Source organism: Ruegeria sp. CDSA236 (assembly GCF_059611285.1).
The window spans coordinates 104183-129009 of record NZ_JBXWPG010000011.1 but is presented as its reverse complement, the minus strand read 5'-3'; the positions used below and the strand labels follow the sequence as shown (position 1 = coordinate 129009).

21 protein-coding genes and 1 tRNA gene are annotated in these 24827 nt (G+C 56.5%); 9 read left to right on the top strand and 13 right to left on the bottom strand.

Annotated features, from left to right (window positions below):
- Positions 1-553: 553 nt before the first annotated feature.
- The 4 genes from AC2FLB_RS16690 to AC2FLB_RS16675 form a co-directional block, all read right to left on the bottom strand.
- Entirely contained in the window at positions 554-1333 is a 780-nt protein-coding gene (locus AC2FLB_RS16690; RefSeq protein ID WP_496678596.1) for an IclR family transcriptional regulator, read from the bottom strand.
- A gap of 11 nt (positions 1334-1344) precedes the next feature.
- Entirely contained in the window at positions 1345-2703 is a 1359-nt protein-coding gene (locus AC2FLB_RS16685; protein WP_142638247.1) for a TRAP transporter large permease, read from the bottom strand.
- Entirely contained in the window at positions 2703-3368 is a 666-nt protein-coding gene (locus tag AC2FLB_RS16680) for a TRAP transporter small permease (RefSeq protein ID WP_496692258.1), read from the bottom strand. The genes AC2FLB_RS16685 and AC2FLB_RS16680 overlap by 1 nt, the downstream gene beginning before the upstream one ends.
- A gap of 65 nt (positions 3369-3433) precedes the next feature.
- Entirely contained in the window at positions 3434-4672 is a 1239-nt protein-coding gene (locus AC2FLB_RS16675; protein WP_142638251.1) for a TRAP transporter substrate-binding protein, read from the bottom strand.
- 109 nt (positions 4673-4781) lie between these two features.
- Here AC2FLB_RS16675 and AC2FLB_RS16670 point away from each other — a divergent pair, with 109 nt between their 5' ends.
- Entirely contained in the window at positions 4782-6377 is a 1596-nt protein-coding gene (locus AC2FLB_RS16670) for a GMC family oxidoreductase (RefSeq protein ID WP_496692259.1), read from the top strand.
- 508 nt (positions 6378-6885) lie between these two features.
- Positions 6886-7089, top strand: coding sequence for a hypothetical protein (locus AC2FLB_RS16665; protein WP_496692260.1), 204 nt, complete (start codon positions 6886-6888; stop codon positions 7087-7089).
- 187 nt (positions 7090-7276) lie between these two features.
- On the opposite strand, the gene AC2FLB_RS16660 is transcribed toward AC2FLB_RS16665, so the two are convergent.
- Together AC2FLB_RS16660 and AC2FLB_RS16655 are read right to left on the bottom strand one after the other, a co-directional pair.
- A tRNA-Gln gene (locus AC2FLB_RS16660) sits at positions 7277-7351 on the bottom strand.
- 437 nt (positions 7352-7788) lie between these two features.
- Positions 7789-8256, bottom strand: a complete 468-nt coding sequence (locus tag AC2FLB_RS16655) for an SH3 domain-containing protein (protein WP_282022367.1) — start codon at positions 8254-8256, stop codon at positions 7789-7791.
- 191 nt (positions 8257-8447) lie between these two features.
- Between AC2FLB_RS16655 and AC2FLB_RS16650 the strand changes: the two genes are divergently transcribed.
- From AC2FLB_RS16650 to AC2FLB_RS16630, 5 genes are all read left to right on the top strand, one after another.
- Positions 8448-9434 (top strand): 2-hydroxyacid dehydrogenase, encoded by a 987-nt coding sequence (locus tag AC2FLB_RS16650; protein ID WP_281973630.1) that lies wholly within the window; start codon positions 8448-8450, stop codon positions 9432-9434.
- Between the two features lie 51 nt (positions 9435-9485).
- Positions 9486-11279, top strand: coding sequence for a gamma-glutamyltransferase (gene ggt / locus AC2FLB_RS16645; protein ID WP_496701155.1), 1794 nt, complete (start codon positions 9486-9488; stop codon positions 11277-11279).
- Positions 11280-11306: 27 nt separating this feature from the next.
- Positions 11307-12719: an FAD-binding oxidoreductase gene (locus AC2FLB_RS16640; protein ID WP_496709682.1), complete on the top strand. Its 1413-nt coding sequence runs from the start codon at positions 11307-11309 to the stop codon at positions 12717-12719.
- Between the two features lie 97 nt (positions 12720-12816).
- Positions 12817-14163, top strand: coding sequence for a hypothetical protein (locus AC2FLB_RS16635; RefSeq protein ID WP_496709681.1), 1347 nt, complete (start codon positions 12817-12819; stop codon positions 14161-14163).
- A gap of 141 nt (positions 14164-14304) precedes the next feature.
- Positions 14305-16812, top strand: coding sequence for a GcvT family protein (locus AC2FLB_RS16630; RefSeq protein ID WP_496692264.1), 2508 nt, complete (start codon positions 14305-14307; stop codon positions 16810-16812).
- Between the two features lie 65 nt (positions 16813-16877).
- Here the strand turns inward: AC2FLB_RS16630 and AC2FLB_RS16625 are convergent, their stop codons facing one another.
- The 3 genes from AC2FLB_RS16625 to AC2FLB_RS16615 form a co-directional block, all read right to left on the bottom strand.
- Positions 16878-17213 (bottom strand): carboxymuconolactone decarboxylase family protein, encoded by a 336-nt coding sequence (locus tag AC2FLB_RS16625; RefSeq protein ID WP_142638962.1) that lies wholly within the window; start codon positions 17211-17213, stop codon positions 16878-16880.
- Positions 17214-17281: 68 nt separating this feature from the next.
- The gene (locus AC2FLB_RS16620) at positions 17282-17935 is read right to left on the bottom strand and encodes a DUF938 domain-containing protein (RefSeq protein ID WP_496703856.1); all 654 of its coding nucleotides are present in this window, start codon (positions 17933-17935) and stop codon (positions 17282-17284) included.
- Positions 17932-18999 carry an NAD(P)/FAD-dependent oxidoreductase gene (locus tag AC2FLB_RS16615; RefSeq protein WP_281973636.1) on the bottom strand — a complete coding sequence of 356 codons (1068 nt, stop codon included), beginning with the start codon at positions 18997-18999 and terminating at the stop codon, positions 17932-17934. Before AC2FLB_RS16615 ends, AC2FLB_RS16620 begins: the two co-directional genes overlap by 4 nt.
- 145 nt (positions 19000-19144) lie before the next feature.
- Here AC2FLB_RS16615 and AC2FLB_RS16610 point away from each other — a divergent pair, with 145 nt between their 5' ends.
- Both AC2FLB_RS16610 and AC2FLB_RS16605 read left to right on the top strand, forming a co-directional pair.
- Complete coding sequence (locus AC2FLB_RS16610) at positions 19145-19549, top strand: hypothetical protein (RefSeq protein WP_142638956.1); 405 nt, start codon at positions 19145-19147, stop codon at positions 19547-19549.
- A 3-nt stretch (positions 19550-19552) separates the two neighbouring features.
- Positions 19553-20785 (top strand): HlyD family secretion protein, encoded by a 1233-nt coding sequence (locus tag AC2FLB_RS16605; RefSeq protein ID WP_496703855.1) that lies wholly within the window; start codon positions 19553-19555, stop codon positions 20783-20785.
- Positions 20786-20800: 15 nt separating this feature from the next.
- On the opposite strand, the gene AC2FLB_RS16600 is transcribed toward AC2FLB_RS16605, so the two are convergent.
- From AC2FLB_RS16600 to AC2FLB_RS16585, 4 genes are all read right to left on the bottom strand, one after another.
- Entirely contained in the window at positions 20801-21559 is a 759-nt protein-coding gene (locus tag AC2FLB_RS16600; RefSeq protein WP_496709680.1) for a nuclear transport factor 2 family protein, read from the bottom strand.
- Between the two features lie 145 nt (positions 21560-21704).
- Positions 21705-22778: a BMP family ABC transporter substrate-binding protein gene (locus AC2FLB_RS16595; protein ID WP_281973637.1), complete on the bottom strand. Its 1074-nt coding sequence runs from the start codon at positions 22776-22778 to the stop codon at positions 21705-21707.
- A gap of 34 nt (positions 22779-22812) precedes the next feature.
- Positions 22813-23733 (bottom strand): ABC transporter permease, encoded by a 921-nt coding sequence (locus AC2FLB_RS16590; RefSeq protein WP_142638949.1) that lies wholly within the window; start codon positions 23731-23733, stop codon positions 22813-22815.
- 2 nt (positions 23734-23735) lie between these two features.
- Complete coding sequence (locus AC2FLB_RS16585) at positions 23736-24818, bottom strand: ABC transporter permease (RefSeq protein ID WP_142638948.1); 1083 nt, start codon at positions 24816-24818, stop codon at positions 23736-23738.
- Positions 24819-24827 lie beyond the last annotated feature (9 nt).

Below are 24827 nucleotides of genomic sequence, written 5' to 3'. Positions count from 1 at the left end.
AATCGGCCTTTGCATCAACCAGCCGTGGCTCGATACAAAAAAGCCAGCAGCAATATTCTAAGGGAAACTAGTTTTCCGCGCTTCCAATGGAACCACACAAATGATGGTGAATCTTCGATACGGTGTGAGTAGACAAACTTATTGACATCGATTTGTACGAACCGAGCGAAATTTGTACGCTTATGGTTATTTCGCTAAGCTCTGCGACGGGCATTTCCAACTGCTAGATCAACCGTTCACTGCCGTTAAGACGACCGCTGACGATCGATTCCGGGGGCTGAAGACTGGTCGCTGGTGCTGGCGGGTTGGGTGGGGAGCGGACGTTCACGCGTAGTACTGCCAGGAACTGGTTAGAGCCCAGAGTGACAGATGCTGCGCTAGCTAGGAATGGCAGCGGTGCGCTAATGTCGACTCTGCAAAGTTGAACGAACGGAGTACACGGAACTTTTATCGCGCTCTCATCCGTTCTGGTGCAGAATTCTCCAAACCGGTCGATGATCGAATTCGCAGCTGGTGAAAAAAATCACGCTTTGACTGTCATCTGAAGCATTAGTCACTCGCTCAAAAGAGCCGAAAGCTGCTTCGCTCCCTTCTGAAGTATGCCCAGAAACGACATCAGACTGTTGACGTCATGACGTTGTGTCGGCGCGTGAACCGAAAGCGTGCCTACCAATCGGCCTTGTCCATCCTGAACGGGTACTGCTAGGGCAGTCATTCCGGTCATGAATTCCTCGTCATCGGTGGAATAACTATTCTCAGAGATACGTCGAATCTCCGATCGCAATGCCTTGGGATCGGTCAGCGAGCGTTCGGTTTGTGGTTGTAGATGTCCTGCCGAAAGAAACCCATCCAGCTTTCTTTGCCGTAGTGTGGACAGGTACATCTTGCCGCTGGCCGTGCAATGGAAGGGCACCTGTGTCCCGACCGGCAGTTGAATTCGCAGGGGCCACTTCGTTTCCACCCGGTCGAGATAGATCATGCCCTCGCGGTCTGGAATGGCGAGATTACATGTCTCGCCAACAGTTTCAGCCACACTGCGCAAGATCGCCAGTCGCGCGGTTCGCAAATGCTCGGAAGACATGGTGTTGACCGATAGCAGTCGCAGCCGGTGTCCCGGGCCATACGATCTGCCATCGAGATCCCGCTGCAGAAACCCTTCGGCTTCTGCGGTTTGCAGCAGACGGTGAATTGTTGGCTTGGCCAGACCTAATGCCTCAATCAGATCCGATGGTTTTACGGAAACGCCACGCCGCGCCACCTCCTCGAGGATCAGCAGGAGGCGGAGGTTGGTCGGTATTTGAGTTTCTTTTTCTTGTGTTTCCGTCTCGGCCATCCTGCAACAGTCTAGCTATTTGGAAGCAGTATCAAGGCCAGATCGGGCACAAGCGACACTAAAATCCAAACCGAAAGAAGCGCCACTAGATAGGGTACCGTATACCGAAGCAACCGGAAATAGGGTACTCCTGTTACTCCTGAAGCCACATAGAGGTTCAGCCCATAAGGTGGTGTGATGAATCCAATGGACGCCCCCACAAGGAAGATCACCGAGAAATGGATTGGATCAATCCCAACCGAGGCCGCGATTGGCGCAAGAATTGGAGCGAGAATTATGGTTACAGGTAGGCTTTCCAGAACCATACCCGAGAAGAAGACAATCACCATCGACGTGAATAGAACCGCATAGTACCCACCCATCGAGGTTACAAAATCTCCAATGGTTTGTTGCGCGCCGAGCAATGACAAGATCTGTTGCATCACAACTGATATCGCGATCAGCGGCGCAAGGATGCCGGTGATCTGGGCCGAGCGGATGACGATCGAGGGGATCTCGGGGATCGTAAAGCCTTCGACCACGAACATTTCGGCGTAACTCTTCTCGGTTGGCGATATGTCGTTTCTGGCCCCCATAATCCGGTTGATCGGATAGCTGACCAAACCAGCGATCACACAGAAGCCAACCGTCACGCCCGCGGCTTCTGTCGGTGAAAATTTGCCTGTGTAGATGCCCCACAGCACCAGCCCAATGGCGAAAAATCCAAGCCAGGCGCCAAATGCCGTTTTCAGTATCCGGTTGAGCTGCAAAGGGATCAGATGGCCCCACCCGTTCATGCGGCAAATGATCCAGCACGCGAATTGCATACCAAAGACCATGAGCGCGCCCGGAAGAATGCCCGCCACGAACAACTCGGAAATAGGAAGGTTCATCAAGAAGCCATAGACGATGAAGATAATGGACGGCGGGATTATGATCCCTACAGTACCCCCTGCCGCAGCGGTCGCCGCGCTGAACCGTTCGTCATAGCCACCTTTGACCATCTCGGGGTGCAGCATCGAACCAATTGTGGCTGTCGTCGCCGAGTTTGATCCCGAAATCGCCGCGAATAACCCGCAGGCACCAAGCGATGCCATCGCCAACCCACCACGTATCCAGCCCAGACAGGCATAGGCGAAATCGCTGAGCCTTCGGGCAATGCCAGATTTGTTGATCAGGTCTCCGGTCAGGATAAAGAGCGGCATCGCGAGCAGGGCAAAGCCTTTGTTGAACACGTTCAACAGTTCGGCCCCCATATTGTCCAGCGTCAAGCCAAGGACGAATGAGCAGCCGATCACCCAATAGCCGATGACCAAAAACACCGGCACGCCCAGCATAAACAGAAAGGTAACCCCAAGTGAGATCAGTGTAACCAAAGTTCCGTCTGTCATCAGTCTGCTCCGATCACGGCCTGCTTGATCAGCGGCTCACCTGTTTTCCAGTTTTGCAGATCGTCGGCGAGGTTCTGAAACACACGCCCGATCATCAAAAAGAACGAAATAGGCGCGGCCAGCAAAAACCACCACTGCATGATATTGTCCGTGCCGAGAACGATCTGAAAATTCGAGGCCGATAACGCAACCAGTCGCGTTGTCGTCACGATGACGATCACCGCAAAGATGAACCACAGCACCGCATCAAGGATCAAACAGGCCAACTGCCCGCCTCGGGGCATTGCGGTGCGGAACTCATTGAAACTCAGATGCGTCCGCAGGCGAACATTGTACGTGGCCCCGAACCACGCCATCACCATAAACAACAAGGGAGGGATAGTGGTGGACCACGGTTCTTGATCGTTGAACACGAATCGGTCGATCACGCCCCAGAAAATGATCAACGCAATGGCGAGGTAAGAATATACCATCACCGACCGCTCCAGATGGCGTTCGATAAACGGCACTGTCCGATAGATCAGCATGATCACGAATCCGCCCATGGCTGAAACAACCGCGCCCAACACCCATGCGGCGTCCGATTCCAGCGCTGATTGAATCTCGAACGAATCCTGGCTGAGAAAGGCACTGAAGATCGCGCCTGTGTCTGCCCAAAACGACATGTACCCCGTCCTCCCAGTCGGTGTGTATTAGAACCGGCCCGCTTGGGGCCGGTTCGTCTTTTGTATCAGGCTTCGCCTTTCCACCAACGGCGCGGTTCTACGTTTTCCGGCAGGGTGTCTGCCGGAATCTCACGCGCGATGTCGTAGATTTCCTGATAGGTATCGATGCCACCGGCCCATTTGTTCAAACGCTCACGCCACTGCGCCCAAGGTTCGGGGTTGTAGTTCGGGGCGCACATCTCTTCGGCCAGTTTGATCTGATCATCTGGCAGGAATGCCGGACGTACTCCATTTTCGGCGAAGATAGTATCAGGCAGCTGCGGTTCCGAGAAACCGACGGTGTTCAGCAAAGCCGCTTCATTGGCACCTTGAATCAAAGCCTGCGTAAAGTAGGAAGACTCCATCACAGCATCCTGAAGCTCCCCGCCCAGACTGTCGAACACTTTGGCTGACATTGAGGTATGTTCAGTGCCGCAGAAGAATTTCAGGTTGACTGACTGCGACACCACTGGAGCCATGTTGGCATATGCGACGGCCGATGCCCACGTTTCAGCCCCGTCGATCAGACCAGTCTTCAACGCATCCAGAGTTTCTTCCCATGCAACCGGTACCGGATTCAGGTTCAACAGCTGCATCGCAATGCGTCCCAGCTGCGTACCCGTCACACGGTTCTTTGTACCGAACAGCTCTTCCAGTTTGGTGACGGTCGGCTTGTCGGCAAAGGTCGATCCCATTTGCAGGCCGCGCAATTCACAGTGGGTAAACAGGAACTTCAGGCCGTGCCGTTTTTCAAGCGGATCACGCAGAATGCGCTGGCTCGCCGGGCTGTAGAAGAAGTGATACTGCGCTGCCCGGCTGGGGAACATGTAAGCATAGTCCAGCACGTTGAGATACGGCGCGCCCCCAGCCGAGTTCTGGGTCGAGGCCGCGTAAATATCAACAATGCCCTGCTGGGTTTTTTCAACACAGCTCAGCTGGCCGCAGATCTGGTTATCGCCAATGAACTCGATCCGAATTTCACCGTCCGTGCGCTCTTCCAGATCGCGTGCAAACTCGATCGCGCCGGCGCGTTCGATCAGCAGATTGCGGGTGTTAAAGCCCGATGCGCCGAATTTAAGCGTGTGCTTTGGCTCTTTCGAGAAGCGCTTTTCATAGGTTGATTCGGCTGCCTGCGCCAGATTCGCCAGGCTCATCGCGCCACCGAACCCGCCTGCCGCCAGCAGTGTCGAACTCATGCCATACCGCCCGGCCACACGAAAAAAATCTCGCCGGGAAATGCCACTTAGTTTCTTACCGATCTCCATTGCTTACCTCCCTGATCGCAATTAATGAGACGTTTTGTATCAAAAAATGCTAGTATATTTCTCGCATCTTGCATAGAGTTTTTTTCAGTCGCGTCGGGAGGAGACAGTTATGGAAGTCGATTATGCGGTAGTCGGAGCAGGATCTTCGGGCTGTGTCATTGCCAACCGTTTGAGTGCTGATCCCAATACGACCGTCGCATTGCTGGAGGCTGGCGGTCGCGACACCAACCCGTGGATTCACATTCCGGTCGGTTATTTTAAAACAATGCACAACCCGTCGGTTGACTGGTGCTATCGCACTGAACCCGATCCGGGGCTTAATGGACGATCCATAGACTGGCCACGAGGCAAGGTGCTGGGCGGCTCATCCTCGCTGAACGGGCTGCTTTATGTCCGCGGCCAGAAAGAAGACTACGATCGCTGGCGGCAAATGGGCAATGAGGGATGGGGGTGGGACGATGTCTTGCCCCTGTTTAAACGCTGCGAAGATCAAGAACGCGGTGAAGATGAGTTTCACGGCATTGGCGGGCCTTTGTCTGTTTCGAACATGCGCATTCAACGCCCCATTTGCGACGCCTGGGTTGCCGCGGCACAGGCCGCAGGCTACCCGTTCAACCCCGACTACAACGGTGCTGAACAAGAGGGCGTGGGGTATTTCCAACTGACCACCCGCAACGGCCGTCGCTGCAGCGCGGCTGTGGCTTATCTCAAACCCATTCGAAGTCGTCAGAATCTGAACATCATCACCAACGCATTTGTGACGCGCGTGGTTTTGGACGGGAAAAAGGCGACCGGGCTGGTTTACCGGGACAGGTCAGGGGTCGAGCAAACTCTGAAGGTTCGACGCGAGATTATCCTGTCTGGCGGCGCGATCAATTCGCCCCAGATCCTGATGTTGTCGGGGATTGGAGACCCGGACCACCTCAAAGAAAACGGAATCGAACCGCTTCACACCCTGTCTGGCGTCGGTAAGGGCTTGCAGGATCATTTACAGGCGCGCCTGGTGTTCAAGTGCAATGAACCAACACTGAATGATGAAGTCCGCAGCCTGTTCAATCAGGCGCGCATCGCTCTGAAATATGCACTGTTCCGTGCAGGGCCTATGACAATGGCGGCCAGCCTCGCCACCGGCTTTATGAAAACGCGCCCGGATGTAGAGACACCCGATATACAGTTTCATGTCCAACCCTGGTCCGCTGACAGCCCGGGCGAGGGCGTACACCCGTTCTCGGCCTTTACAATGTCGGTCTGCCAGCTGCGCCCGGAAAGCAGGGGGGAGTTGTGCCTGAACGGCCCCGATCCGTCCAAACATATCAAGATCATACCGAACTACTTGTCCACAGAAACAGATTGCAGGACCATAGTCGATGGCGTGAATATCGCGCGGCGAATTGCCAAGAAAAACCCTTTGGCCTCGAAGATTTCGGAAGAGTTTCGACCAACAGCAGATCTGAATTGCAACGACTATGACGCTACGCTGGATTGGGCCAGGTCGAATTCGACCTCAATCTACCACCCAACCGGCACCTGTGCGATGGGAAGCTCTGAGGCATCTGTTGTCGATCCTAAACTAAGGGTTCACGGGCTAGAAAATCTGCGCGTGGCCGATTGTTCAATCATGCCCGAAATCGTCAGTGGCAACACCAACGCACCGGCAATAATGATCGGGGAAAAGGCGAGCGATTTGATAATCGCGGATGCCTGACAGGCCCTCCATCTTGCCTGTGTGCGATGCAGAATGCCCAAAACACTCGCAACCGATGGATCGGTGTGCCAGTCGCGCAAGCTCAAGCTGTTCTGTTGATTATGTCTGATCGCAACTCGCACTTTGCCAACTCTTGTCTCATGACTGACCGTGATCTGGGAGGGCGACTCTTGGCCAACGATCTGTGCTGCATCCAGCTCAGATTTTGACATCAAACCAATCTCGCGAAACATGCATAAGCGGTCGCGGACGCTACTTGCTTTTCCAATAGTTCAAATCGGAACGTCCACTTTCCTATTTTTGGCGTACAAGTACTTCACTTACAGAGAGATATACACAGCTCTGGGTCGCGAGCCTAAGCCTGGCTACGGGCACTGCGTCGGTGAACCCTATTGGCCGCTAAGTCCCGCAACCCGGTCATTCACCAGTCTTCACCCAACGTCCGCTTTCATCTAAACCGAGCAACCCCTTGCATCTAAATAAAGAAGCAACTGCAGGAGTTTGATCCATGAAGTACCTGTCTGCCCTCGGCGTTCTCGCCGGGGGTTTTCTTTTGCACCCACCGCCCAAGGCTGTCCTGACGACGATCCGGCATCGTTGCCATAACCGTCGCTGTGTGAACCCGCGTCATCTGACCATCGGTGACCGCCGTGATAACCTTGAGGATGAGCGTGACCGGCAGGCGAACGGGGTCGATTGGGATATGCTATAGACCTGTGGCTATGCAGAAATCTCGACTTCGGAACAGCTAACCCGCTCCCCCCGCAACGTGGGAGGGGCACCCCCGCAGAACCCGCTATGATTGTTAACGGGTGGTTCGGGTGGCTGGGGCATAAACGGGGGCATTTCTCGGAGGGTTTAGCCCCAAGAGCCTGTTGTCGTTCTATGATCTGATGAACTGGCTGGGGTGGTAGGATTCGAACCTACGATACACAGTACCAAAAACTGCTGCCTTACCACTTGGCTACACCCCAACGGTGAGGCGCTATCTACGATTGTTGTTGGTAGGGTTCAAGAGCTTTCAGGCAAAAAATTAGGCCAGTTATAAAAAAAATTCAGAGCATCTTTCACGGGTCATGTTAGCAGCACCTCTTCCTGCCCGAAGGTGTTGAACATGGTTTGATGGCAACGGCTGTGAATTGGCCCTTCCGCCAATGAAGCATGACTCTGCGGACAGATGTTGAACGGCTGGGCCGGGCGAGGATTCGTCTGGCAGGCGGACAGGAAGCAGGTTTTCGATTGGTTTAACGAGGGCGAGTGGCAGTCGCGAATGTGGTCTTTCTGGCGCTGCACCCCTTTGTTGCGCCTCCTGCTTACGTAGGGCGGCCCAATGCCGAAGCAGATAACAAGAATAAGCAAGTTCGAGAGTGGCGGATCGGGAACTTCATTGCCGGTTGCTCTGAGATCAGCGCTACTCGCGAATCTCTGAGGGATCGACGCCCCAAAGGTTGGATTTCAGGGCCCAGCCACGATAGCCACCTGCAGAGATGCGACACCACTCGATCGTGCAGGTTCCAAGCCGCGCGACAACGCCGGTTTCAAACCGCGCACTGACCTGCGAGTTTGGGTCCGGGTTGGAATAGACCGGCAGCAAGTCGGATTCGATCAGTACTGTGCGCACGCCAGACAACAAGGCGTAATGGACCCAACCCCCTGCGCCATCGCGGTCCTGAACCTTTCTCCAGTTGCCATATTCCGCTGTCACCTGCAAAGGCATCCCACGCCGTTTGAACACCCAGTCGATTCGATGCGACAGGGATGGTCCTCTGCGCACGTTTCCCTCAGCCGCTTTCATGGAAACATACCGTGGCAAAGGCAGATTCGTGACCTGGCCGCGCTTATCCTGTGCGCTGGCCACTAAGGGACCAAGCACAAGCATAATTACTGAAAAAAGCGCCAGAATCCGGCGATTTACTGGTAGGAGAACACTCACTGACAGTCTGCTCTTATGCCTGTTAATTTTGCTTCGAAAAAAGGTTGGATCAATGCCCAGGGGTTCTTGTGCCCCGCCTTATCCTGCGCCACGATGCCATGACGCGCGAAAGTTTGCAAAGCAGTGGGAGTACACAGGTGCCTAGAGAACGTCTGAGTGTTGTCGTTACGCGACGGTTGCCCGAGGCTGTTGAAACCCGATTGAGCGAGCTTTTCGATGTCCGGTTGCGTGCGGACGACGCACCCATGACCCGAGAAGAGCTTGTAGCGGCCGTACAAGAAGCGGATGTACTTGTACCAACGGTTACAGACTCGATTGATGGCGGGTTGCTGGGGCGGGCGGGTGAAAGGCTGCGACTGATCGCCAACTATGGGGCAGGGGTTGACAATATCGATGTCGCAACCGCCCGTCAGCGCGGCATCCTTGTGTCGAATACGCCCGGTGTGCTGACCGACGATACTGCGGATATGACCATGGCGCTGATATTGGCCGTGACCCGCCGCATCCCCGAGGGGTTGTCCGTCATGCAAAAAGGGGACTGGCAAGGATGGTCACCCAACGCGTTGCTGGGTGGGCGGATCGGTGGGCGGCGTCTTGGCATTTTGGGGATGGGCCGGATTGGTCAGGCGGTTGCCCGTCGTGCCAGTGCCTTCGGAATGCAGATACATTACCACAACCGTCGTAGGTTGAGACCGGAGACAGAGCAAGAGCTTGAGGCGACCTATTGGGAAAGCCTTGATCAGATGGTCGCACGGATGGATGTGATCTCGGTCAACTGCCCGTCTACGCCTTCGACTTTCCACCTGATGAATGCCCGGCGGCTAAAGCTGATGAAGCCGAGTGCAGTGCTCGTCAATACGTCACGTGGCGAAGTGGTCGATGAAAACGCGCTAACCCGCCAAATCCGGTCAGGCGATATCGCAGGTGCAGGTCTTGACGTTTATGAACACGGAACGAAGGTGAACCCTCGCCTACGGCAGTTGCCGAACGTGGTTCTGTTGCCGCATATGGGATCTGCCACGCTTGAGGGGCGGATCGAAATGGGCGAAAAAGTTATCATAAATATCAAGACATTCGAAGACGGCCACCGACCACCGGACCAGGTTGTTCCGTCCATGTTATAGTAGGCGGCTTGGTGGCCAGACGATACAAAGTCAATTTTTCAGGAGGATACTATGAAACGAAGTCTGATTTCGGGATTGCTTTTGGCAACCATGACCTTTGCCGGGCCGTTGGCCTCTCAGGAAGCTGCGGATGCGGTTGCACCTGAGGGTGGTACTGACGGGCAGGTTCAAGGCCTGACCGCAGAAGTCATAGCCTCACTCGAAGCGAAATTGGCCGGTGAACCCGTGACGTCGCAGAACTGGATGGTGGCCGCGGCCAACCCTCTAGCGGTTGAGGCTGGGGCCAAGGTGCTGCGGGCAGGCGGTTCGGCGGCTGATGCGATGGTTGCCGTGCAGGTTGTACTTGGTTTGGTCGAGCCGCAATCCTCGGGCCTTGGTGGTGGTGCATTTCTGGTCTGGTATGATGCGGCCTCTGGCAAGTTGACAACACTGGACGGACGTGAAGCCGCCCCGCTTGAGGCCACCCATCGTCTGTTTCAGGACGAGAATGGCGAACCGCTGAAATTCTTTGATGCGGTTGTCGGGGGACTTTCTGTCGGCACACCCGGCACCCCGGCTTTGTTGGAAGAGGCGCATCGCCGCTGGGGCCGCAGTCCGTGGCCCGGCCTGTTTTCTGACGGCATTAATTTGGCTGATGAGGGTTTTTTGGTTTCCCCTCGATTGGCCAGCCTTGTTGAGAATGACGCGGAACGCCTGTCGCGATTTCCCGAGACAGCCGCGTATTTCCTGCCGGAAGGACAGCCGCTTGCACAGGGGCAGCGGTTGACGAACCCGGCCTATGCGGAAACGCTGCGCATCATGGCTGCGGAAGGATCGGCTGGATTCTACGGAGGAGAGATTGCTGCCGGGATCGTCAGCGCGGTTCGCAACGCGCCTGGGAATCCAGGCGTGCTGTCTGGTACAGATCTGGCGCTTTATCAGGTCATCGAACGTGACCCCGTCTGCGCCACCTACCGCGTTTATGAAGTCTGCGGAATGGGCCCGCCATCCTCAGGGGCGCTGACGGTCGGGCAGATTCTGGGCATGTTGAACGGCTATGATCTGGCAGCGTCAGGCCCCGAAGATATCAGATCCTGGCGGCTGATCGGGGATGCTTCGCGTTTGGCTTTTGCCGACCGTGGACGCTATATGGCTGACCATGATTTTGTCCCGATGCCGACACAGGGGCTGGTCGATCCTGCCTATTTGTCCGAACGGGGCGCGTTGCTGAGCGGTGAGGCCGCATTGATCGACGCCGTTCCGGGGAATCCCGAATTTGACCATGCCTCGAACTGGGCGGATGATATCTCGCTGGAACTTCCGTCGACCTCGCATATTTCGATCGTAGACCAGTATGGCAATGTGCTGTCCATGACCACGACGATCGAAAACGGCTTTGGATCGCGGCTGATGACCAACGGGTTCTTGCTGAACAATGAGTTGACGGATTTCTCGTTCAAAACCCACAGTGATGGCGTTCCGATTGCCAACCGTCTGGAACCGGGCAAGCGTCCGCGCTCATCTATGAGTCCGACCATTGTGATGCAGGACGGTGCACCGGTTCTGGCCATCGGGTCGCCGGGCGGAAGCCGGATTATCGGCTATGTTGCCAAGTCGATCATCGCCTGGGCAGATTGGGATATGGATGTGCAACAGGCCTTGGCACTGCCGCATCTGGTCAATCGTTTCGGCACGTTCGACGTGGAACAGGGCACCGGGGCCGAAGGGCTTTCGGATGCGCTGACCGAACTTGGCTATGAGGTCAACGCGCGTGATCTGACATCAGGTCTTCATGCCATCGAGATCGGGGACATGCTGACAGGCGGTGCCGATCCGCGACGTGAGGGCATTGCGCTGGGCGAATAGTCTAGCGGCCAGTCAGAAAGGGAAAGCATGGTGCAGGCAAAGTCGCTTCGGCGAAACGAGGCGGGGATTGAAACGGTCGTCGGCATTCTGAAACAGCAATTCGGCGACCGTTTGCAAACGAGTCAGGCGATCCGCGAGCAGCACGGGCATACGACCACATGGATCGAAAACCAGCCCCCTGATGCGGTGGTGTTTCCGCATTCGACCCAGGAAGTCTCGGAAATCGTCAAGGCCTGCGCCACGCATAAGGTCCCTGTGATTGCCTTTGGCACCGGAACCTCGCTGGAAGGGCATGTGAACGCGCCAGCCGGTGGCATTTCGGTCGATCTGTCTCAGATGAACAAGGTACTGGCCGTTCATTCCGATGATTTGGATTGTGTCGTGCAACCAGGTGTAACGCGAGAGGAGCTGAATACTCATCTGCGTGATCAGGGTCTGTTCTTTCCGATTGATCCCGGTGCGAACGCCTCGCTGGGCGGTATGGCGGCGACCCGTGCTTCGGGAACCAATGCGGTGCGCTATGGCACGATGAAGGACAATATCCTTAGCCTTGAGGCCGTGATGCCGGACGGGCAAATCATCCGAACCGGGCAGCGGGCCAGAAAGTCGTCGGCCGGGTATGACTTGACCCGCCTGATGGTAGGCGCAGAGGGCACGCTGGGCATCATCACAGAACTCACTCTGCGTCTGCAAGGCATCCCCGAAGCGATCACCTCGGCGCGTTGTGTGTTTCCTTCTGTCGACGCGGCATGTCAGGCTGTAATGATGACGATCCAGTACGGCGTTCCCGTGGCCCGGATCGAGTTGTTGGACGAGGTGTCGGTGAAGGCCGCAAACGCCTATTCGGGACTGGCCTTACCGGAAACCCCGCTTTTGCTGTTGGAGTTTCATGGATCAACTGGTGGTGCGGTCGAGCAGGCTGAGACATTTGGTCAGATCGCCGAAGAGTTCGGCGGCACAGATTTCGCGGCCACTTCGACAACCGAAGAACGCAACAAACTCTGGCAGGCACGCCATGATATGTATTGGGCCAGCTTGCAGTTGCGCCCCGGTGCGCGGGGCATATCAACCGATGTTTGCGTACCGATCTCGCGACTGGCAGAATGCGTGACTGCGACCCGGAACAAGGCCAAGGAACTTGGGCTTTTGGCGCCGATTGTCGGGCATGTAGGGGACGGTAATTTTCACACCTTGCTGTTGATCGACATGGAAAACGCCTACGAAGTGGCCAAAGCGGACGGGTTTGTTGGGTGGTTGAATGACCTTGCGATCGAGATGGAGGGAACCTGTACCGGGGAACATGGGATCGGGCAAGGAAAGCGGTCATACCTGGCCAAGGAGCTAGGGGCAGCGCTGACCTTTATGGAGGCGGTGAAAAAGGCGCTTGATCCCGACAATATCATGAACCCGGGAAAAATATTTCCGGCTCGGGACGGGTAAAAACCGCGCGGATTATTCCGTATCTAGGCCACAAGGATGCCTCAATTTTCAAAGATTCTGCGCGAAATAAGCAGTGAATGAATATTGAGGTAATTTAATGGACGCGTTGCGGCTGATCGGGTTTACGCTGATTGTTGGATTGGTTGTCGCCGGGCTGGATTACTACCAGCAGGATAAGAAACACGAAGGTACGCTGTCGGCAAACGGCTATGTGGAAACGCTCAAAACGCGGTTCGCCCTTTATCATGAAGAACTGGATGCCGAAGCGGCAGAACGCGACCGCCAGAAGCGTTGGCGCGCAGGGGGCAAGCCCTATATGCCGGTCCCGGATTCAGTGCTTTCGCGTCGGGCAATAATGGACAGTGACTTCACGCTCGATGCGCGTGAAGGGGGGGGCTTGAAATCAGTCAGTGAGGCCGCGCGCCCGCTTGCCAGTAAGGTGGCTGTTCAAAAAGCTGAAATACAGGCCAAAAAACTGGATAAGGCAAGCTGGGTTTATGAAAAGGCTGGTCACACTTACTGGATTGAGATCAAACTGCGGCAGGAGGCTTCCGCGGATTCACTTGCAGGCAATATCGCAAGATCGATCGACTCGATGGATTTCGGTGCCAGCAACTATGCTCCGTTCGGTGTGATCGGGGGCGTTGCCTATTTTCAGTTCGTCGAAGCTGAGTACAGCCCGATCCATCTCGATGTCCGTAAAGTCTGGTCGATGATCACTGCCAAAGTGACGGATCTGACTCAGCCGGTTGGGTTCCAGATCTATACGGGCACCCTGGGTCTGGGTGAGGAAATACGTGTTGAGATGTACACGGATGCCCCGGAGCAGGATGTGCGCATATTCCTCAGCCAGCTTGACTATGATGGGATGAACGCGTTGCTTAGCCGGCCGGTGCCTGGTGTAGGAAACGAGGCGGTTACCGACCCGGATGGCGGCATTGAGCGCGCCTTGCAAATGGCCGAAGTCCGGGCCGAGTTCACCCGGCTGCGCAGCGAGATTGCTCAGTTGCGGATCGAAAACATCAACGGGTTGGCCTTGCTTGCCAATACAATGGCGGCACAACACGGGTTGCCATCTGATGCTTTCGATCTGACGGCAAACAATATCCAATCCCCGGATGATTTGATCCAGATCGGGTATCGCAAAGGGTTGGCTGGCCTGGAAATTGAAAACGCAGATGCGGATGGATCTGGCGGCAGTGTTTTTGGGCGACTTTTCGGGAAGCTAACGGGTGGGTCGGAAGAAAAAGAGGTCGAACCGAAAAGCTCGAGCGGTTTGTTCGGCGGCCTGAAGTCGTTTTTTAAAGGTTCAGAAACTGCCGATGCTTCTGGGAAACGTGTGAACGAAGCATCCGAGATTCGTGTGAACAAGGGTGGAGCAGGGTCTTCGGGCAAATGCGCCTTCAAAGATGCACGCAAGACCTGCTCGCTGTCTGGCGGCTGAGAAAGTTCAAAACTTTTAGGAAAAACGACCCCCGGATGTCTGAGGGTCGTTTTTTTTATATCACTGGTCGGATGAATGTCGCGCGGTGGGCGCTGATTGCGCCATATGGTGGCAACAGATTCCAAGGGGAGACACCCGGCTATGAAAACCCAAGTCAAAGCACTGGTCGTTGGCGGCGGCGCCGTCGGCACTTCGATTGCCTATCATCTGGCCAAGGCAGGCTGGGACGATGTCATGCTGATCGAGCGGGATGAACTGACATCAGGCTCAACCTGGCATGCGGCGGGTTTGCTGCCGCTGTTCAACATGTCCTATGCTACCACGCATATCCACAAATACTCGGTCGATTTCTACAAGCAGCTTGAAGATGAGACCGGCCTGAACGCGGGTTTCGCCGTGGTTGGCAACCTGCGCATGGCGCAGACCCAGGAGCGCATGGACGAATACATGCTGTACGCGTCCACCGCCGAAACCTGTGACGTTGCCTATGAATGGCTGACTCCGGACCAGATCAAGGAACGCTGGCCGCTGATCGAGACCTCGGACCTGAAGGGCGCGATATATCACACCGAGGACGGCTATATTAACCCAGCAGACGTGACACAGGCGATGGCCAAGGGTGCGCGTCAACGCGGTGTTGAGATCGTTCGCAAGCTGCAGGCCGATGCCTTCCATTGGAATGGCACTCATTGGGAAGTCACCTGCACCAAAATGGTCGAGAAGGGCGGTAACCTCATTCCGTCGGATGAGCAGGTGGTTATCACCGCCGAGCATGTCGTGACCGCATCGGGCAACCACGCACAGCGGACCGCGAAAATGCTGGGCATCAAGATGCCCGCGATCCCGGTCGAACACACCTTCATCGTCATGGACAAAGACCCTGAGCTGGTCAAATGGCGTGAAGCGGGCAACCCCGAACACCCTGTTGTCCGCGATGCCGACAACGAATCCTACGCACGCGAGGAACGCGGCGGCTGGATTTTGGGGATCTATGAACATGGTGCGCCGGCGCAGTTCGAACACGGCGTGCCGGACAGCTTCCGTGCTGATCTGTTCCCGCTCGATCTGGACCGGATTGCGGATCAGTACATGGCGATGGCCGAACGTGTGCCGTCCTGTGCTGAATCCGGTCTGAAAGACGATTTCAACGGCCCGATCTGCTACACCCCCGACGGTAACCCGCTGGTTGGACCCGCGCCGGGTCTGCGCAATATGTGGCTGGCCGAGGGCTTCAGCTTTGGTATCACCGCTGCGGGTGGCACCGGTTATTATCTGGCCCAGATGATGGTCGATGGAGAAGCCGAGATCGACATGGCCTCGCTGGACCCCAAACGCTATAGCAGCAACTGGATGACCACCGAGTTCGCGGCGCGCAAGAACGAAGAGTGCTATGAGCACGTCTATATCCTGCACCACCCCGATGAAGAACGTGCTGCCTGCCGCCCGCTGCGGACTGTTCCGGCCTATGACCGTCAGAAAGCGCGTGGCGCACAGTTTGGCTGGGTTAACGGCTGGGAGCGCCCGAACTACTTCGGTCCGCTGGATGCACCCGAAAACTTCGACCATGATGCCCGCTCGTTCCGCCGCGGTGGCTGGTGGCAGCATGCCGTTGACGAAGCAAAGGCGATCCGCGAAGGCGTTGGCCTGATCGACGCATCGGCCTTCACAAAGCATGTCGTCAAAGGCCCCGGAGCGACCCAGTTCCTGGATTGGTTCACCTGCAACAAGCTGCCCAAGGTCGGTCGCATCAACCTGACCTACGCGTTGACCTCGCACGGTACCACCCGCACCGAATACACCATCGTCCGCAACGGCGAGAACAACTACTATATCGTCTCTGCCGGGGCATGGACCGAGTACGACGCCGATTACCTGCGCAAGGCGGCCGAGGACAAGATGGAGGAGTTCGGTTACATCGAGATCCAGGATGTGACCACTCAGTGGGGCGTTTTTGCCATTGCCGGACCCAAATCGCGGGACGTTCTGAAAGAGGTCATCAAAGACGCCGATCCGGAAACCGCACTGTCCAACAAGCGCTTCCCATGGCTGTCGGCCCGTCAGATCGAACTGGGCATGTGCCCGGTCAACGCGATCCGCGTGGCCTATACCGGTGAGCTTGGCTGGGAACTGCACCACCCGATTGAAATGCAGAACTACCTGTTCGACCTGCTGGAAAAAGCGGGTGAGAAGCATGGCATGAAGCTGGTCGGCGCACGCGCCCAGAACTGGCTGCGTCAGGAGAAATCCTATCGTGCCTTCGGCACCGAACTGGGCCGCGACGCGACCCCGCTGGAAGCCGACCTGCCACGCTTTGTTGACCTGTCCAAGGACTTCTATGGCAAGACCAAGCTGGAAGAGACCGGCGTGCGCGTGAAATGCTGCACCCTGCTGATCGACGGACCGGAGGATGCCGATCCGTGGGGCCGTGAAGTGTTGTATACGCCGGAAGGTGAACGCGTCGGTCGTCTGACTTCGGGTGGCTATTCAGTAGCCTTCGAGAAATCCATCGGCATGGGCTATGTGAAGCCCGATCTGGCGGTGGAAGGCACCAAGCTGAAGGTCAAGCTTCAGGACAAATTGTGGGATGCGGTCGTCACCTGCGACAGCCCCTATGATCCGAAAAACGAGGTCATCCGCAAGGACGGCTGATCTGGATAAGAACGGCGGCACCTTTTTGGTGCCGCCTTCAAATGCCCGCGGCACGCGGGCTTTTTTCATGCACTCAGCTCGTCGAAGCAGTCCAGCGCCTTAGAGGCGTACATCATCGACGGCCCGCCCCCCATCTGAACCGCCATGGACAGAACGTCCGAAACCTCGTCACGTGACGCGCCGGCTTTGATCAAAGCTTCGGTGTGCAGCATGATACAGGGTTCGCATCGGTCCGCTATGGATATGCCAAGAGCGATGAATTCTTTGGTCTTGTAGTCCAGCGTTCCGCCTTGCTTGACCGCCGCGCCAAGCGCACCGAAGGCGCGGGCGGTATCAGGGATTGCGCCGTTCAAATTGCGAAGACCTTTTCGCGTGTCGTTGATCTTTTCCTGCCAGGGCATGCTACATTCCATTTAACATCGTGTGTTTGGAATATGTTTAGTTGGCCTCGGTCGGGCTTTGATCTGGATCAGGTGTCAGATTTTTCCACGATGAAGGCCAGGTTATTTGCAGGCATCTCCGCGACTTCCAGGATTTTCAGGTCGTGATTGGCCAAAAGCTCAGAAACGTCTCCGTCGTTTTTATATCCGATTTCAGCATCCTGCTGGACCAGAGCTGCATGAAATCGTTGATCCCCCGCGCTGGTCAGGCGATTGTTGCGCATGAAGGGACCATAGAGGATCAACCGGCCATTCGCGTTCAGTGCTTGAGCTGCCTCGCCGACAAGCGTTTCCACTTCGGCCCAGCTGATCAGGTGCAAGAGATTGATCAGAACGATCAGATCCCTGCCGCCAAACGGCTGATGCCAACCCTCGATGGTTGCATCCAGAGCGACTGCTTTAGACACATTCGGCAGGCCCGCGGTGTAGGCATTGATGCTGGCCTGCCGTTCGGATTCAACCTCACTGGGTTGCCAATGCATGCTGGGGCGGCATTCGGCAAAGGCTGCGATGTGCTGACCGGTGCCACTTGCCAGTTCCAGCGCTTGTCCGGTCAAAGGGGCGAACCGGTCCAGAAGATCGCACAAAGCCCCGACGTTACGGCTGGCTGCCGGAGCGACCAACTGACCGTTCTCTCCTACAGTCGCGACGCTGGCGTTGGAGGGTAACGGGCGCTTGTTCATCTATGCAACCTGTCTGGTCTCAGAGAGGCGATGGTCGCCGTGTCCAGACTTGATTGGTTGCCGACTGTCAGATCCGCTACCAGTTGGGATGCAGCAGGGGCCGTCTGAAACCCGTAACCGCCCTGACCGGCAGACCAGATAAACGTAGGATCGGTCGGATCGGGCCCCAAAACCAGGCTGCCATCCGGTGCGAAACTGCGCAAGCCCGCCCAGTTGGTTTCGACCCGCGTCACAGGCTCGGTGACCATTGCCTCGTACCGGGCCAAGCCCTCGGCCAGAACCATGTCATCGGCAAACGCATCATGGGCGGCGGTCGGATCGGCATCGGCAGGTGAGACCAGCAATTTGCCCGCGTCGGGTTTAGCATACCAGCTTTCGCCCGCACCCAACATCATGGGCCAGGCGCGCAAGTCATGCCCGCCGGGGGCCGGGATACGGGCCATTGAGCGGCGGCGCGGCTGGATACCAATCGGCGCGATACCGGCCATCGCCGCGATTTCGTCAACCCAGGCGCCGGCTGCATTGACGATGTGTCGTGCCTCAAAGCTCTCGGTGGCCTCGACGATCCAGTGCCTATGTTTGCGAATTGCCGTGACGCTTTGCCGGGTCAGAACGGATCCACCATTCCCACGGATCGTCCGGGCGAAATCCTGCATCATGCGGTCGGTATCTATATCTTGTTCACTGTCGCTGTGCGCCGCGAACCCGACGGTTTCGGGGTTCAGGATCGGGATAAGGGATTGTGCCGCGTCAAAGGAAATCTGTCGGCCGCCAAGTTGATCGGCATCCCGGTGAAACACATCGTGTTGGTCTTTCCCGCCGATCAGAACCCAGCCGCGTGGCGACAGATAGTCATTCGTCTCAAAATGCGCTGCGCTGGCAAGGTTGAGGGCAATAACAGCAGGCGGACCATAGGCGGGTGCAAACATAGCCGCGGACCGGCCTGATGCGTGATAGCCCAGCGCCTCTTCGCCTTCGAGCACGGTGACCTGGCCGCGCTCTGACAACCGCGCGCCCGCGCTAAGCCCGGCAATACCGCCGCCGATAATCAGGAAATCTATCATGTCGCCCCTTTGCTGGCCGCAGTCGTGATTTTCTGACGTCGAATGCGCCCTGCACGACCGTAGAATTCTAATTGAGACTTTAAGCAGGGTTGAATTTGCGCATCAACCCATCCAAAGAAGTGGAAAGCATTTAGAGGAGGGCAGGGTGAGCACAGCAGATTTACACCCATTGGCCACGGGGCACATTCCGTCTTACGTGACCCAGGCGGATGGCAGCGATTTTCTTTTGACGGTCATGTTCATTTTCACGGTTGTGGTGATCATCCTGATCGGCGTTGGCTATTTCACCCTGCATTCGATCCCCGAAAAGCTCGCGCATGAATCCAACCACCCGCAGTTTCAGCTTGTGGGAATTCTTGCGCTGCTGGCTTTGTTCACTCATAACGGATTGTTCTGGATTGCAGCCATTCTGGTCGCCGGATTCCAGTTTCCCGACATAGGTGCGCCCTTGCGTGCCATTGCCGATGCGATCCGATCTTTGGCGCCGCAACCGCCTGCTGATCCCGATCCCGTTCCATCCCCCGAACCCGTCGCGCAGCAGGAGCAATAGGACATGCTTGAAACACTGATGTGCGCGCTGGTCACAGTGCTGCCCGATTATCTGTTCCGCCGCTTTGTGCAGGGAAAACGCATCGGGCATGAGATAACCCTGTTCACCATGTGGTACGAGCTGCGCTGGGGTCTGACAACCTGTGCCATTATGGCGCTGACCGTGATCACCACTCTGTTCTATTTTCACCCGGCCAGCAAAACTGCGGCGTCGTATTTCCGCACGGTTACGATCTTGCCGCAACTGGGTGGGCGAGTGTCCGAGGTCTATGTCTCCAACAACCAACAGGTCGTTGCTGGGCAGCCAATCTTCCGGATCGAGGACTTTACTCAGACTGCAATGGTTGAGGCAGCGCATGCGCAGATCGCGCAAGTTCAGGCATCACTGAAAGTTGCGGAGACCGATCTGGCCGAGGCCGCCGCCGGGATCGCGGGCGCAAAAGCGGCGCTGGATCAGGCGCTAGAGGACTTGCAACGCAATACGACCCTGCGGGACGAAGGGTCAAGCGCCGTCCGCCTGGCCGAGATTGACCGGCTGGAAAACCTTGTCGCTGAACGAGAGGCCAAGCTGGTTGCGGCTGAATCGCAACGCGCTGCCGTCGTACAGCAAATCGAAGAGCTGATCCCGGCCCAACTGGCCAGCGCCAATGCGAACCTGGATGCTGCTTTGACCGAGCTGGACAAGACTGTGATCAACGCGGGTGTGACGGGGAGGATCGAACAGTTCGGCTTGCAGGTTGGCGATTACGTCAGTCCTCTGCTACGTCCAGCAGGTATTCTTGTGCCGTCAAATTCCGGGCATGACCGCTTTCAGGCTGCGTTCAATCAGATGTCAGCGCAGGTTATCAAGCCCGGCATGGTCGGAGAGCTGGGCTGCATGACCAAGCCGTTCACGGTTATTCCGGTTGTGGTGGTCGAAGTTCAGGATGTGATCCCTTCGGGACAAATTCGCCCGTCAGACGAGCTTAGAGACGTGCAGTCCAACAAGGTGCCGGGCTCGATCCTGGTTTATTTTGAACCGCTTTATAAGGGCATGGCGGATGATATCCCGCCCGGCAGCAACTGTCTGGCGAATGTCTACACCGATAACCACGAGCGGCTGGAGCATGAAGATTTGGGCTTTTGGCAATCTGCTTTCCTGCATGTGGTCGACACGATCGGCGTGGTTCATGCGGCGGGTCTGCGCCTGCGTTTGATCCTGATGCCGGTGAACACGCTGGTTCTGACTGGGCATTAACGGCTCTTACGTAGATCAGAATTTGCCGTTGTCATTCGTCCACTCGCTACGGGGCGCTATGGTTTCCATAGTGCCCCAATGCTCGACGATCACGCCGTCAGCGACCCGAAACAGATCATAAAAGCTGGTATGTTTTCCGTGACTGGCACCTTCGCTCATGCACAGGACGAAATTCCCTTCTGCCAGCACACGATGGACGCGGTGATACTGAACGATCAACTCCGCGTCTGATCTAGCTTCAAGCACCATGCGATAGGCGTCGATGCCGTCAACGCCATCGGGATCGTGTTGTATCAGGTTCGCATCAACAAACGCCTTCATCCGCTGGGTTTTCCGGTCTATCAGGACCGTTTGCGAGAAGTTGCCAACCAATTCCCGGTTCTGTTCGGTTCTGTCAATATCTGTGATTTCAGTTGGCCCATCAAGCATGCCGCGTCCCGAAGCGTTTGGGCCGCGCAGGGGCTGAATGTTATCCCAGTGCTCAACAGCTTTGCTGTCTTCAAACCGAAAGACCTCGAACGCGGCCTTAACTTCGGCAAAATCATATTCGTTATGGGCAAAAGCGAATTCGCCATCTTCAAAAACGCGAACAAATTTAACCTTGGGATTTGTTTTCGACAGGCGGGCAAACAACGTGGCCAGCCCCTCGCTGCCTTCATGGGTCTGGGGATTGTGCTGGATGTATTTTTCTTCGTTGACGACGGTTGCGGCCTCGGCATCCCCGGTTTCGATACCTTTCAACAGTTTCTGCAGCAATTCGCGTTTTGAATTCATCTGGTCCTCGTTGATCGGTAGAGCCGCGGATCAATGTGCTTGGCGCTGGTTTCGGGCTATCGAAGATCAAGAGTGGCATAAAACAGGTGGCAAAATCAAAAAAGGCCCGCACATGGCGGGCCTTTCTGCGTTATCCTGTGCCGCCTTACTGCGGAATCTCACCTTCCAAGCCTTCGACATAGAAGTTCATGCCGGCCAGTGTACCGTCGTCTGCGGTCTCGCCTTCGGCCAGCCAGTCACTACCGTCCTGCTTTTTCAGCGGTCCGGTGAAGGGGTGGTATTCACCCGCGGCCATGGCCGCTTTCAGCGCCAGTGCCTCTTCTTTGACGTCAGCGGGAACCGCGTCCGAGATTTCGCCGATTGCAACCATGCCTTCGCGGATGCCATCCCATGTATTGGCGCTTTCCCATGTGCCATCCATGACGGCCTGGGTCCGTGCAATATAGTAAGGCGCCCAGTCATCGATGATCGACGAGACGCGCGGGTACGGAGCGTATTCGCTCATGTCCGAGGCCTGGCCGAAAGTGATGACGTTGCCCGCCTCTTGCGCAGCTGCTTGCGGTGCGGTCGAGTCGGTGTGCTGCAGGATCACGTCCGCGCCCTGTTCGATCAGAACAGTGGCGGCATCTGCTTCTTTCGCCGGATCGAACCAAGTGTAGGCCCAGATGATCTTGAACTCGACATCCGGGTTGACCTTCTTGGCGTGGATATAGGCCGAGTTGATTCCGCGGACCACTTCGGGGATCGGATAGGACCCGATATAGCCAACAATGTTCGACTTGGTCATCTTGCCCGCGATATGGCCCTGTACCGCACGACCTTCATAGAAACGTGCCGAATAAACCGAAACGTTGTCGGCTGTTTTATAGCCGGTCGCGTGTTCGAACTTCACGTTCGGGAATTTCTTGGCCACGTTGATGGTCGGATCCATGTATCCGAACGAGGTGGTAAAGATCAGGTCTGCACCTTCCAGCGCCATCTGGGTCATCACCCGCTCTGCATCCGGGCCTTCGGGCACGGATTCAACAAACACGGTTTCGACCTTGTCGCCGAACTCTTCTTCAACCGCCAGACGGCCCTTGTTATGTTCATAGGTCCAGCCACCGTCGCCCACCGGGCCGACAAATACAAAGCCGACCTTGGTTTTGTCTTCGGCTATGGCAGTAGTTGCCAAACCCAGCGCCATGGCGGCGCTTGCCAGAAATGTAGTAATTTTCATGTGTTACTCCCCAAGTTGGTTCAGTTGTCCCCGTCTAATGCGAGGCATGGAATATCCGGCCGAGTGAGGCAGGTGCGCTGCTTTTGTCGGCGGAAAGGATCACAAGCACAAGGATCGTGATGATGTAGGGCGACATTGCCAGATACTCGACCGGGATGGCAACGCCCGCTGCCTGCAAATTCAGCTGCAACACGGTGATACCGCCGAACAAATAGGCACCCAGCAGGGCGCGCCATGGCTTCCAACTGGCGAAGACGACCAAGGCCAAGGCGATCCAGCCGACACCGGCTGTCATGCCCTCGGTCCACTGTGGCACCCGGATCAAGCTGATATAGGCCCCACCCAACCCGGCACAGGCACCGCCGAACAGGATCGCCATGATGCGGATCTTGATCACTTTATAGCCAAGCGCATGCGCCGCATCGTGGTTTTCACCTACCGCGCGCAGGATCAGTCCGACGCGAGTGTATTTAAGCGTAGCCCAGACAGCCGCTGTCAAAGCGATGCCGACATAAAGGATCGGGTCATGCTGAAACAGGATCGGGCCGATCACCGGAATATCGCTGATCACCGGGATATGGATATCGCCCATGCTGGGGGGTTTGACACCCACATAGCTTTGACCGAGCAGGGCGCTGAACCCTAAACCAAACAGAGTCAGCGCCAGGCCGCTGGCAACCTGATTAGCCAGCGCCACCTGCGTCAGCAGCACAAACAGCAGGGACAGTACTGCACCGCCTATGGCGGCGGCGACAAAGCCCAGCCAGGGCGACCCAGTCTCGACCGAGATCGCAAAACCGCTGATCGCGCCAACGATCATCATGCCCTCTACGCCAAGGTTCAGAACTCCTGCTTTTTCGACGACCAATTCACCGATCGCGGCCAGAAGCAGGGGAGTTGCAGCCACCATCAGTGACGCGACCAGAAGTACGGGATTAATCTCACCAAGGTCCATGATTACGCCACCTCGCTACGGGCCGCACGGATGCGGTAGTTGGTCAAAAGGTCGAAGGCCAGCAGGAAGAACAGCAGCATCCCCTGGAATACTTGAATGGCCGCGGCAGGAAGACCCATTTGGGACTGCGCAATTTCACCACCGATATAGGTCAACGCCATTAGGCCACCGGCTAGCAGGATGCCCACCGGATGCAGTCGACCCAGAAAGGCCACGATGATCGCGGTAAAGCCATAGCCGACGTTAAAGTCGATGCTGACAACACCCGAGGGGCCCGAGACTTCGAACATCCCCGCCAGCCCGGCCAGTGCGCCTGACAGGCCAAGACAGAACAGGATCAGTCGTGCTGGGTTTACCCCGGCGAATTTGGCTGCGCGCGGGGCCTCACCCGTCAGGCGGATGTGAAAGCCCAGCATGTGCCGGTTCAGCAGGATATAGGAAAAGATCACGGCTATCAGTGCGGTCACAACGCCCCAATGCATCCCCGATCCTGCGATCAGCTCGGCATTATGCGCACTCTCATAGGATTGCAGATTGCGTGAACCCGGAAAACCGAACCCTTCGGGGTTTTTCAGCAGTCCCAGCGAGACCGAGGCCATCATCTGTTCAGCCACATAGACCAGCATCAGCGAGACCAGAATTTCATTGGTGCCAAAGCGCACCTTCAGAAAGGCCGGAATAGAGGCCCAGAGCCAACCGCCAAGCGCACCTGCCATCACCATGATCGGAAAGACATACCAGGCATCCAGCGGGTAAAAGGCCAGCCCGGCCCCCGCACCAAAGATGGCGCCCATGATATACTGACCCTCGGCGCCGATGTTCCAGATACCGGCGCGGAAGCCTAACGACAGGCCAATCGCAATCAGCACCAACGGCGCGCCCTTCACCAACAGCTGCGGGCGGTAATAAAAGGCGAATTCACCGAACAGAGGCTCCCAGAAAATGGTGCCGATGGCCTGAACCGGGTTTTTACCCAGGACGGCAAACAATATGCCGCCAAACAGCATCGTCGCCAGTACCGCCACAAGCGGGGTCGCATAAGACCACGCCTTGGACGGCTGTGGCCGTTTCTCCAATACAATCATCTGCTCACA

Coding starts and splice junctions, on each gene's coding strand:
- AC2FLB_RS16585 (WP_142638948.1), bottom strand. CDS start 24,818: ATGATTGTATTGGAGAAACGGCCACAGCCGTCCAAGGCGTGGTCTTAT.
- AC2FLB_RS16680 (WP_496692258.1), bottom strand. CDS start 3,368: ATGTCGTTTTGGGCAGACACAGGCGCGATCTTCAGTGCCTTTCTCAGC.
- AC2FLB_RS16605 (WP_496703855.1), top strand. CDS start 19,553: ATGCTTGAAACACTGATGTGCGCGCTGGTCACAGTGCTGCCCGATTAT.
- AC2FLB_RS16665 (WP_496692260.1), top strand. CDS start 6,886: ATGAAGTACCTGTCTGCCCTCGGCGTTCTCGCCGGGGGTTTTCTTTTG.
- AC2FLB_RS16630 (WP_496692264.1), top strand. CDS start 14,305: ATGAAAACCCAAGTCAAAGCACTGGTCGTTGGCGGCGGCGCCGTCGGC.
- AC2FLB_RS16590 (WP_142638949.1), bottom strand. CDS start 23,733: ATGGACCTTGGTGAGATTAATCCCGTACTTCTGGTCGCGTCACTGATG.
- AC2FLB_RS16675 (WP_142638251.1), bottom strand. CDS start 4,672: ATGGAGATCGGTAAGAAACTAAGTGGCATTTCCCGGCGAGATTTTTTT.
- AC2FLB_RS16615 (WP_281973636.1), bottom strand. CDS start 18,999: ATGATAGATTTCCTGATTATCGGCGGCGGTATTGCCGGGCTTAGCGCG.
- AC2FLB_RS16690 (WP_496678596.1), bottom strand. CDS start 1,333: ATGGCCGAGACGGAAACACAAGAAAAAGAAACTCAAATACCGACCAAC.
- AC2FLB_RS16625 (WP_142638962.1), bottom strand. CDS start 17,213: ATGCCCTGGCAGGAAAAGATCAACGACACGCGAAAAGGTCTTCGCAAT.
- AC2FLB_RS16670 (WP_496692259.1), top strand. CDS start 4,782: ATGGAAGTCGATTATGCGGTAGTCGGAGCAGGATCTTCGGGCTGTGTC.
- AC2FLB_RS16600 (WP_496709680.1), bottom strand. CDS start 21,559: ATGAATTCAAAACGCGAATTGCTGCAGAAACTGTTGAAAGGTATCGAA.
- AC2FLB_RS16655 (WP_282022367.1), bottom strand. CDS start 8,256: ATGCTTGTGCTTGGTCCCTTAGTGGCCAGCGCACAGGATAAGCGCGGC.
- ggt (WP_496701155.1), top strand. CDS start 9,486: ATGAAACGAAGTCTGATTTCGGGATTGCTTTTGGCAACCATGACCTTT.
- AC2FLB_RS16595 (WP_281973637.1), bottom strand. CDS start 22,778: ATGAAAATTACTACATTTCTGGCAAGCGCCGCCATGGCGCTGGGTTTG.
- AC2FLB_RS16620 (WP_496703856.1), bottom strand. CDS start 17,935: ATGAACAAGCGCCCGTTACCCTCCAACGCCAGCGTCGCGACTGTAGGA.
- AC2FLB_RS16640 (WP_496709682.1), top strand. CDS start 11,307: ATGGTGCAGGCAAAGTCGCTTCGGCGAAACGAGGCGGGGATTGAAACG.
- AC2FLB_RS16635 (WP_496709681.1), top strand. CDS start 12,817: ATGGACGCGTTGCGGCTGATCGGGTTTACGCTGATTGTTGGATTGGTT.
- AC2FLB_RS16685 (WP_142638247.1), bottom strand. CDS start 2,703: ATGACAGACGGAACTTTGGTTACACTGATCTCACTTGGGGTTACCTTT.